8 protein-coding genes (1 of these 8 cut by a window edge) are annotated in these 10,000 nt (G+C 45.8%); 7 read left to right on the top strand and 1 reads right to left on the bottom strand.

The genetic code is table 11. The features are described from left to right. The 6 genes from dnaA to gyrB all read left to right on the top strand — a co-directional run bounded on the left by dnaA (position 1) and on the right by gyrB (position 6,321). On the top strand, positions 1-1,347 hold the full coding sequence (dnaA, locus tag NSQ57_RS00005) for a chromosomal replication initiator protein DnaA (protein ID WP_029518975.1): 1,347 nt from the start codon (positions 1-3) through the stop codon (positions 1,345-1,347). A gap of 186 nt (positions 1,348-1,533) precedes the next feature. Beyond that, complete coding sequence (gene dnaN / locus NSQ57_RS00010; RefSeq protein WP_029518977.1) at positions 1,534-2,676, top strand: DNA polymerase III subunit beta; 1,143 nt, start codon at positions 1,534-1,536, stop codon at positions 2,674-2,676. A gap of 47 nt (positions 2,677-2,723) precedes the next feature. Then, complete coding sequence (gene yaaA, locus NSQ57_RS00015; RefSeq protein WP_029518979.1) at positions 2,724-2,942, top strand: S4 domain-containing protein YaaA; 219 nt, start codon at positions 2,724-2,726, stop codon at positions 2,940-2,942. A 54-nt stretch (positions 2,943-2,996) separates the two neighbouring features. Beyond that, on the top strand, positions 2,997-4,112 hold the full coding sequence (recF, locus tag NSQ57_RS00020) for a DNA replication/repair protein RecF (protein WP_013308098.1): 1,116 nt from the start codon (positions 2,997-2,999) through the stop codon (positions 4,110-4,112). Positions 4,113-4,128: 16 nt separating this feature from the next. Next, complete coding sequence (locus tag NSQ57_RS00025) at positions 4,129-4,380, top strand: extracellular matrix/biofilm biosynthesis regulator RemA family protein (RefSeq protein WP_007433255.1); 252 nt, start codon at positions 4,129-4,131, stop codon at positions 4,378-4,380. Between the two features lie 30 nt (positions 4,381-4,410). Beyond that, entirely contained in the window at positions 4,411-6,321 is a 1,911-nt protein-coding gene (gene gyrB, locus NSQ57_RS00030; protein WP_013308100.1) for a DNA topoisomerase (ATP-hydrolyzing) subunit B, read from the top strand. Positions 6,322-6,462: 141 nt separating this feature from the next. Here gyrB and NSQ57_RS00035 read toward each other — a convergent pair whose 3' ends face one another. Next, on the bottom strand, positions 6,463-7,290 hold the full coding sequence (locus NSQ57_RS00035) for a YheC/YheD family protein (RefSeq protein ID WP_029518980.1): 828 nt from the start codon (positions 7,288-7,290) through the stop codon (positions 6,463-6,465). 466 nt (positions 7,291-7,756) lie between these two features. Here NSQ57_RS00035 and gyrA point away from each other — a divergent pair, with 466 nt between their 5' ends. Further along, on the top strand, positions 7,757-10,000 hold the 5' portion of the coding sequence (gene gyrA / locus NSQ57_RS00040; protein ID WP_342425483.1) for a DNA gyrase subunit A. It continues 321 nt past the right edge of the window; only the first 2,244 of its 2,565 coding nucleotides appear in the window; its start codon is at positions 7,757-7,759; its stop codon lies off the right edge, out of view.

The following is a 10,000-nucleotide window of genomic DNA, read 5'->3' on the forward strand; positions in this document are numbered from 1 at the left end:
GTGGACAGCCATACCTCTGAACTATGGCAGCAAATTCTATCCATCATACAAACCAAGCTGAGTAAGCCGAGTTACGACACTTGGTTTAAGGCTACCAAGGCAGCGAAACTAAATGACCACTCCATTGTGATTTCTGCACCGACAACTTTTGCCGTGGAATGGCTTGAAAGCCGCTATACCAAGCTAGTCGGAGCAACGGTTTATGAGATTTTGGGCAAACAGCTAGAGGTCAAGTTCGTTATTGAAGAGAACAAGCCCGCCGAGGTCGACCTTCAGCAACAACCTCAGCAGCAGCCGGTCGTTCATGAAGAAGCTGTGTCCCATATGCTGAATCCCAAATATACATTCGATACATTCGTCATCGGATCGGGGAACCGTTTTGCCCATGCGGCATCGCTGGCCGTCGCCGAGGCGCCGGCCAAAGCTTACAATCCGCTGTTTTTATACGGTGGTGTAGGGCTGGGAAAAACGCATCTGATGCACGCTATCGGACACTATATTTTGGAGCACAATCCGGCCAGCAAGGTCGTTTATTTATCGTCGGAGAAGTTTACGAATGAATTCATTAATGCTATCCGGGACAACCGCGGGGAAAGTTTTCGGAATAAATATCGCAACATTGATATTCTGCTCATTGACGATATTCAATTCATTGCGGGTAAGGAATCGACGCAGGAGGAATTTTTCCACACGTTCAACGCGCTTCATGAGGAACGCAAGCAGATTATAATCTCAAGCGATCGGCCACCTAAAGAGATTCCAACGCTGGAAGAACGGCTACGCTCTCGCTTCGAGTGGGGACTCATAACGGATATCCAACCGCCGGATCTGGAAACGAGAATTGCTATTCTTCGTAAAAAGGCGCGGGCAGAAAACCTGGATATTCCCAATGAAGCCATGATGTATATCGCTAATCAAATCGATACAAACATCCGTGAGCTAGAAGGGGCGCTTATTCGCGTTGTCGCTTATTCCTCCTTAACCAATCAGGATGTATCAAGTCATCTCGCGGCTGAGGCGCTGAAGGATATTATCCCGTCCAGTCGACCAAAAATGATCACGATCCAGGATATACAGCACCAAGTCGGGGAATTTTACAATTTACGGCTGGAGGATTTTAAAGCGCGTAAACGGACGAAGGCTGTAGCTTTTCCACGACAGATTGCCATGTACCTGTCTCGTGAGTTAACCGATTATTCTTTGCCAAAAATCGGTGAAGCTTTCGGTGGGCGTGATCATACGACTGTCATTCATGCGCACGAAAAAATCTCCAAATCCATTCAAGTGGATCAGGATCTGTTTAAAGTTATCAACAACCTAATAGAAAAAATCAAAAATCCAACCTGAACAAGTTCAGAGCCTATACACAATTTATACACATGTGGATAGGCTTGATTTTATTAGGGTTACAGTGACTTATCCACATATTCAGTGCGCCTATTACTATTACTAATATATTTTAAAGATATACATCACCTAAATAAGGCCCGCGTCAACGCGTGCTTGAAGGATTAAAACCCGTAGGAGGAACTTATGAAGATCAGCATTCTGAAAAACGTTTTGAACGAGGCTATACAACATGTATCCAAAGCGATATCAAGTCGAACTACGATTCCAATTCTGAGTGGTATTAAGCTGGATGTGAATCACCAGGGAGTAACGCTGACCGCCAGCGATACAGACATCTCGATTCAATCCTTTATTCCGATGGAGGATGGTGACCAAACTGTCGTTCAGGTTGAACAACCCGGTAGTGTGGTGCTGCCTGCCAAATTCTTTGTCGAAATTATCAAAAAGTTGCCTTCGCAGGAGATTCGTATGGAGGTAAAAGACCAATTCCAAACCTTTATCTCGTCCGGTGCAACTGAAATTCAGATTGTTGGCTTAGATCCTGAAGAATTCCCGGTGCTTCCCAACATTGAAGAAAATCAAGTCATCTCTGTGCCAGGAGATTTACTTAAAAATATGATTAAACAGACGGTGTTCTCCATTTCCACCCACGAAACGACACCGATTTTAACCGGCGTGTTGTGGAATCTGGCTGAGGGGGAACTGAAGTTTGTGGCAACGGACCGCCACCGCCTTGCCACCCGCAGCGCTCATTTGGAGACGTCTGAAGGCTTGCGCTTTAGCAATGTTGTCATTGCGGGCAAAACGCTGAATGAGCTGAGCAGAATTATTCCAGACCAAAATATGCTTGTGGATATCGTAGTAGCGGACAATCAGGTATTATTCAAAGTAGATCGGGTGCTATTTTATTCCCGCATCTTGGACGGCACCTATCCTGATACTTCTAGAATTATTCCGACCTCCTACAAAACAGAACTGATTGTGGATACAAAAAGTTTAAGTGAGTCAATTGACCGTGCTTATTTGCTGTCCCGTGAGGAAAAAACGAATATCGTAAAAATGCAGTCGCTGGAAAATGGCGGTTTGGAAATTTCCTCTAGTTCCTCTGAGCTTGGCAAAGTGCGTGAGGAAGTAACGGTGTCCAAATTTGAGGGGGAGCCGCTCAAAATTTCGTTCAACTCCAAATACATGCTTGACGTGCTGAAGGTGATTGACAGCGAGCAGCTGACGATTGCTTTTACCGGCATTATGAGTCCCATTATTTTAAAACCGGCAGATTCCAGCAATGCGCTATATATCATCCTGCCATATCGCACAACCAACTGATGTCTAGCGTTAACCCACCTGAGGACAACCGAAAGGATGAACAAGCCTTGAAACCAATATCTATACAGACCGAATACATCAAGCTCGATCAATTTTTAAAATTAGCCGATTGTGTATCCACAGGAGGCATGGCTAAAGCCCTGCTGCAAGAGGGACAAGTCCGTGTGAATGGTGAACCGGAAGAACGTCGTGGAAGAAAACTGTACCCAGGTGATACCGTAGAAGTAGAGGACAACGGAAGTTTCGAGGTTACAGCAGGAGCATGATCGCCTGGGTGGCAAGGACTCCTTTTAGGTACGGAGTAACAAGGGGGACCCTATGTGTTTGTGAACAACATTGTTTTGCAGCAGTACCGGAACTATGAGCAGCTGGAACTGAATGAATTTGGTCCCGTTAATTTGCTGATCGGACAAAATGCGCAGGGCAAAACGAATCTGGTAGAGGCGATTTTTGTACTAGCTTTAACCAAAAGTCATCGAACGTCCCGCGACAAGGAGTTAATCTCTTTCGGGGCTACTTCCACTCACCTAGCCGCAGATGTGGATAAAAAATACGGGAAAATCAGACTGGATCTCGCGTTATCCACACAAGGCAAAAAAGCAAAGATCAACGGACTGGAGCAGCGTAAATTGAGCGATTTTATCGGTTCGTTAAATGTGGTCATGTTTGCACCTGAGGATCTGGAAATTGTGAAAGGAACACCGGGGGTTCGCCGCCGGTTTCTTGACATGGAAATCGGCCAGGTTGCGCCAGGCTATCTGTATCATTTGCAGCAATACCAGAAAGTATTGGTTCAGCGAAATAACCTGCTCAAGCAAGCTTGGGGTAAGGATATGGCGTCAGTGCAGCTGATGCTGGAGGTATGGAATGAGCAACTTGTTGAGCATGGTGTTAAAATTGTTAAAAAGCGGAAACAATTTATAACAAAGCTACAAAAGTGGGCTCAAGCTATTCATGAAGGGATCGCAGGTGGGACGGAAGAGTTAAAATTAACCTATGTTCCCTCCTTCAGTGAGCCAGAGGAAGAAGATGAAGCTGTCTTATTGGAGCGATTTATGATAAAGTTATCCCAAATGAGGGAACAGGAAATCCGCCGTGGCATGACTTTGGCGGGACCCCATCGTGATGATTTAGCCTTTGCCATTAACGGCAGAGAAGTGCATACGTATGGCTCTCAGGGGCAGCAGCGGACGACGGCCCTGTCCTTGAAGTTGGCCGAAATTGAGTTAATTCATGAGGAAATTGGTGAATATCCTGTCTTGCTGCTGGATGATGTTTTGTCCGAGCTGGATCCCTATCGTCAAACCCAGCTGATCGAGACCTTCCAAAGCAAAGTACAGACCTTTATCACGGCAACCGGGGTTGAGACTTTGAACGCAGAACGACTCAAGGATGCCAATATTTATCACGTCCACGACGGGCATGTGGAACACTAAGGAGTGAGTGACCGCTATGTATATTCATCTGGGTGGAGAAAAAATCATCCGCTCGTCAGAGCTTGTGGCTATTTTCGATATCTCGATTGAAAAATCCTCTAAAATCTCCAAGCAATACGTGAACCATGCCCAACAGCAAAAGCATGTCGAGATGATTGGCGAAGAGGAAGCCAAGTCCATCGTAGTTACTCAGAATACGGTGTATTATTCCCCCATCTCCTCAACAACACTCAAAAAGCGGGCAAACCAGTTTGTTGCCAATGCTTAACCATAGAATCTATAGAAGTAGGTGAAAGGCATGTCTATGAATCAACCGTCTTATGATGCGGGCGAGATTCAGGTCCTTGAGGGCCTGGAGGCGGTTCGGAAACGTCCCGGGATGTATATTGGCTCCACAAGCGCCAAAGGTCTCCATCATCTGGTCTGGGAAGTTGTGGACAACAGCATTGACGAAGCGCTGGCGGGTTATTGTGACAGCATTCAAGTTGTGGTTCACGAAGATAACAGTGTTACCGTTACAGATAATGGACGTGGTATTCCAGTAAGCGAACACGCCAAAATGAAAAAATCTGCGCTGGAAGTCGTTATGACTGTGCTTCACGCAGGCGGTAAATTCGGAGGCGGAGGGTACAAGGTATCCGGTGGTCTGCACGGGGTTGGGGTATCGGTAGTGAACGCTCTCTCCAGCAAAATGATTGTTCATGTTAAACGAGACGGACATCTGTATGAGCAGGAATATCACCGTGGTGCTCCGCAGTATGATGTCAGAGTCATCGGTGATACAGACGAGACGGGTACCCAAACGACCTTCTATCCGGACGATCAAATCTTTACAGAAACGACCGTATATGATTATGATACGCTCCAAACGCGGATTCGTGAGTTGGCTTTCCTGAATAAAGGCATTGCAATCAGCTTGACTGACGAACGGACGGGAGCTAGCGATACATTCCATTACGAGGGCGGAATCAGTGAATATGTGCAATTCTTGAATCAAAAAAGAGAAGCGCTACATGAACAGCCGATTTATGTCGAAGGCTCGCGGGATATGATTCAAGTCGAAGTTGCATTGCAATATAACGACAGCTATACCGAAAATATTTATTCTTTTGCCAACAACATCAACACCCATGAGGGCGGAACTCACGAATCAGGTTTCAAGAGTGCATTAACCCGGATTATAAACGATTATGCACGTAAAAATGGCTTGATTAAAGACAACAATGCCAACCTGACCGGTGACGATGTGCGTGAAGGATTGACGGCAATTATCTCCGTCAAAATTCCAGAACCACAGTTTGAGGGTCAGACCAAGACAAAGCTGGGTAACAGTGAGGTGCGAGGGATTGTCGAATCCTTATTCGCAGAGAAACTCCAGGAGTTCCTAGAGGAAAATCCGTCTGTTTCCCGCCGCGTGGTAGATAAATCATTGCAAGCAGCACGTGCCCGGGAAGCAGCGCGTAAAGCGCGTGAGCTTACACGTCGCAAAAGTGCGCTGGAAATCAGTTCGCTCCCAGGCAAGTTGGCGGATTGCTCCTCTAAGGATGCTTCGATTAGTGAACTGTACATTGTCGAAGGTGACTCCGCAGGGGGATCAGCCAAGCAGGGGCGTGATCGTCACTTTCAAGCTATTTTGCCGATTCGTGGTAAAATCCTGAATGTTGAAAAGGCACGCTTGGACCGTATTTTGTCCAGTGATGAAATCCGGTCGATGGTAACAGCAATGGGTACAGGGATCGGAGACGACTTTGACATCGCCAAAGCCCGTTATCACAAGGTCATCATCATGACAGATGCGGATGTCGACGGCGCCCATATTCGTACGTTGTTGCTGACGTTCTTCTATCGGTACATGCGTAAAATCATTGATGCAGGCTATATTTATATTGCTCAACCACCATTATTCAAAGTAGAGCGTAACAAAGTTGTACGTTATGCGAACTCCGAGGCGGAACGTGATGAGATCATCAGGGAATTTGGAGAAAACGCGAAGTACAATGTACAGCGCTATAAAGGTTTGGGTGAGATGAATGCGACCCAACTTTGGGAAACTACGATGGACCCTGAGAGTCGTACTATGCTTCAGGTAACTGTCAGTGACGCGATGCTGGCTGATACACTGTTCAATACCTTGATGGGTGATAATGTAGAACCTCGTCGTGACTTTATCCAAGAGCATGCAAAGTACGTGAAAAATCTTGATTTCTAATGTGTAACGTTCCTTCCTAGTGGCTGTATTACATGCTCATTAGGTAGTATTTTGTAAGAGTTCACGAGGGGCGCCCAAATGGGCGTCCCTTTTCTTGTCATTAACCAGCCCGGGTGTATTTGAATATCTAATCTCATTGTTTTAGGCTTTTTTCTTAGAGCGCACGGGTTTACCTGTCGACGGAGAGTATCGGCCGTAGCCTACTGCATATCTGAATATTTTATGATAGAGGCTTTTGTTTGGAAGGGAAGAGAATACCTTGATTGCTGGTCTCGTATTAACCTCAAGAATCCACGGATAATTTTGCTGATCCAGTCCCACATCTAATCCGATTTCCCTTAAACGTGGGTATTTTTTTTGCAACTGCCAGGCTACCCGTTCGCCCATTTTCGATAATTTTTGCTCCAGTCGTACAGCTTCCTTTACATCCATATATGGAGCGACCAGCTCATTGAAAAAGCGTGTTGTCCCACCGCTGTGATGATTGGTGACGACTTTGTCAGGAGCAGCTACGCGTCCTACAATAAGTGTTGTTTCCCATTGGTGTCTCAAGTTCATCTGGGTTAATACCCTCAGATCGAAGGGGCGTTCTTCATGCTGAAGAAGTGGAATTCCACGTTGGATCAGATATGGACGTTTTCGTATGCGGGAAGAAACCACTCTGTGCAGATCTTCTAGACTTTCGAAGGTGAAAATGTCTACTTCATAGCGAAGCACATACCAAGTTCTCTCTTCGATGATTCCTTCTTCTGTCGGCGGGAGCGGCTCTGTCAGCCTCTCTGCCCGCATAACCCCTTTTCCATAAGTACCGTTATCCGGCTTAATATAGACAGTACCATACACGGCCAACATTTCGTTTAAGTGATCAAATGTGTACAACCGTGTTTCCGGTACATAAGCAGCCAATGTCGGATTGGGGAGAATGGCATTTGTTTTGGTCCACTTACTGGATACTCGTTGAATAGACAAGTAATCTCATCCCTTTCTTTTCGAAATATGAGTCATGTACTTGGAATCCGCAACACTTTAACAAAACAAGGGAAACTAAAGGACAAGCGCGTAAAACAATGATATAATAGAGAAATACGGCGTTTTTCGGAATTTTGCTAATTGAACCCTGACCGTATACGTATTGTATGTGGAAAAGGCCCTTATGGTGGGGGCTAATCCCCAGCTCTGGGGAATTTGTTATAATCAGGGCTTGTGAGTTGTACAAGAGAATAGCGATCTGCTACAGGCAGAAAGAGAATGACGAGGGATTTACGCTGTAAAGAGGACAGATGCGTTTAATTGTGCTCTTTTTGTGAAAGTAATATAATTATACAGATGAGGATTTCAGCCAAAATCCTGCGCAGAGAGCGGAGTGTATAGGCAGTATCTTGTTAGGCTTTTCACATAGAGAGCATTGTATTGAAGGATAAGAAGGAGGACCAGCATGGCGGATCAAAATAACTCGCAAATCATCAATAGGGATATCGGAGTGGAAATGCGCGAATCCTTTATGGATTATGCCATGAGTATTATTGTTAGCCGTGCCTTGCCTGATGTGCGGGACGGACTGAAGCCGGTACACCGTCGTATTTTGTATGCGATGTCCGAGCTAGGCATGTCGCCAGATAAGCCTTACAAAAAATCGGCAAGAATCGTCGGCGAAGTTATCGGTAAATATCACCCTCATGGTGATACGGCTGTATATGATACGATGGTGCGGATGGCGCAGGATTTTTCCTTGCGTTACATGTTGGTGGATGGACACGGTAACTTTGGCTCCGTGGATGGAGATATGGCCGCTGCGATGCGTTACACCGAAGCACGGTTGTCCAAGATTGCCATGGAAATGCTACGTGATTTGAACAAAGAGACCGTTGATTTTATGCCGAACTACGATGGTGAAGAGAGCGAGCCTGTCGTATTACCAGCACGTTATCCTAACTTGCTGGTGAATGGGGTCGGCGGGATTGCAGTCGGGATGGCTACCAATATTCCTCCGCATAACTTGGGAGAGGTTATCGATGGTGTACAAGCACTGATCGAAAACCCTGACATTACGCCGATGGAACTTATGGATTATATTCAAGGACCGGATTTCCCGACAGCAGGTTATATTTTAGGACGCTCTGGTATCCGTCAGGCGTATCAGACGGGCCGCGGATCTGTGACCATGCGTGCAAAGACCACCATAGAAGAGATCGGCAATAAAGCACGGATTATCGTGCATGAGCTGCCTTACCAAGTGAATAAGGCTCGCCTTGTTGAGAAAATTGCCGAATTAGTACGTGACAAACGTATTGAAGGCATTACGGATCTTCGTGATGAATCGGACCGTACGGGTATGCGTGTCGTTATTGAGTTGCGTAGAGATGTGAACCCGAATGTCGTTCTGAATAATTTGTTTAAACATACAGCTATGCAGTCGAATTTCGGTATTAATATGCTTGCCATTGTAAACAACGAACCGAAGATTCTAAACCTGAAGGATGTCTTGTATCATTATCTCAAACATCAGGTCGAAGTTATTCGTCGCCGGACAGAATTTGATCTGAAGAAGGCCGAAGCTAGAGCACATATTCTGGAAGGCTTGCGCATTGCTCTTGACCATCTGGACGAAGTTATTGCCTTGATTCGTTCTTCCCAAACTGCAGAAGCAGCTCGTGAAGGACTGATTGAGCGTTTCTCGCTCACTCTTGAGCAGTCTCAGGCTATTCTCGATATGCGTCTGCAACGTTTAACCGGTTTGGAACGTGAGAAGATTGAGAACGAATATAACGAGCTAATACAAAAGATTGCGGAATACCGTGAGATTTTGGCGAACGAGCATCTGGTACTCAACATCATTAGCGAAGAGCTGAATGAACTTAAAGGGCGTTTCGCTGATGAACGTCGCACTGAAATTACAGTGGGTGAAGAGAGTATTCTGGATGAGGATCTCATTCCGCGTGAAGATGTTATTATTACTGTAACCCATACGGGATATATCAAACGCCTTCCTGTTACCACCTATCGCAGTCAAAAACGCGGTGGTCGTGGTGTAGTTGGTATGGATACCAAAGATGAGGATTTCGTAGAGCATCTGTTCATTACGAATTCACATCATCATTTGTTATTCTTTACCGACAAGGGTAAGGTATATCGAATTAAGGCCTATGAGATTCCTGATCTAAGCCGGACAGCCCGGGGAACACCGATTATTAACCTGATTCAGATTGAACAGGGTGAGTCGATCAATGCGGTAATTCCAATCGAGGAATTTGTGGAGGATAGCTATCTTTTCTTTGCGACTCAGCATGGGATTATTAAGAAGACACCGCTTGACGACTATGCAAATATCCGCAAAGGTGGCTTGATTGCCATTAACTTGCGTGAAGATGACGCCCTGATCGAAGTGAAGCTGACGGACGGACAGCAGGAAATGATTATTGGTACAGCACAAGGCATGTCTATCCGTTTCCCTGAAAGTGATGTACGGTCTATGGGCCGTAGCGCTACAGGGGTTAAAGGGATCAACCTTGATGAGAGTGATGCTGTAATTGGTATGGACATCGTGGATACCAGCCTGGATATCCTGATTGTAACGGCCAAAGGTTATGGCAAGCGTACCCCTGTTATGGATTATCGTATCCAAAGCCGTGGAGGTAAGGGGATCAAGACGATTAATGTTACGGAAAAAAATGGTCCAGTT

This window comes from Paenibacillus sp. FSL L8-0502 (assembly GCF_038593055.1).
Taxonomy (GTDB): domain Bacteria; phylum Bacillota; class Bacilli; order Paenibacillales; family Paenibacillaceae; genus Paenibacillus; species Paenibacillus polymyxa_D.

Excerpts from the sequence above, each read along its gene's own strand:
- dnaN (WP_029518977.1), top strand. The coding sequence starts at position 1,534 with ATGAAGATCAGCATTCTGAAAAACGTTTTGAACGAGGCTATACAACAT.
- NSQ57_RS00025 (WP_007433255.1), top strand. The coding sequence starts at position 4,129 with ATGTATATTCATCTGGGTGGAGAAAAAATCATCCGCTCGTCAGAGCTT.
- gyrB (WP_013308100.1), top strand. The coding sequence starts at position 4,411 with ATGTCTATGAATCAACCGTCTTATGATGCGGGCGAGATTCAGGTCCTT.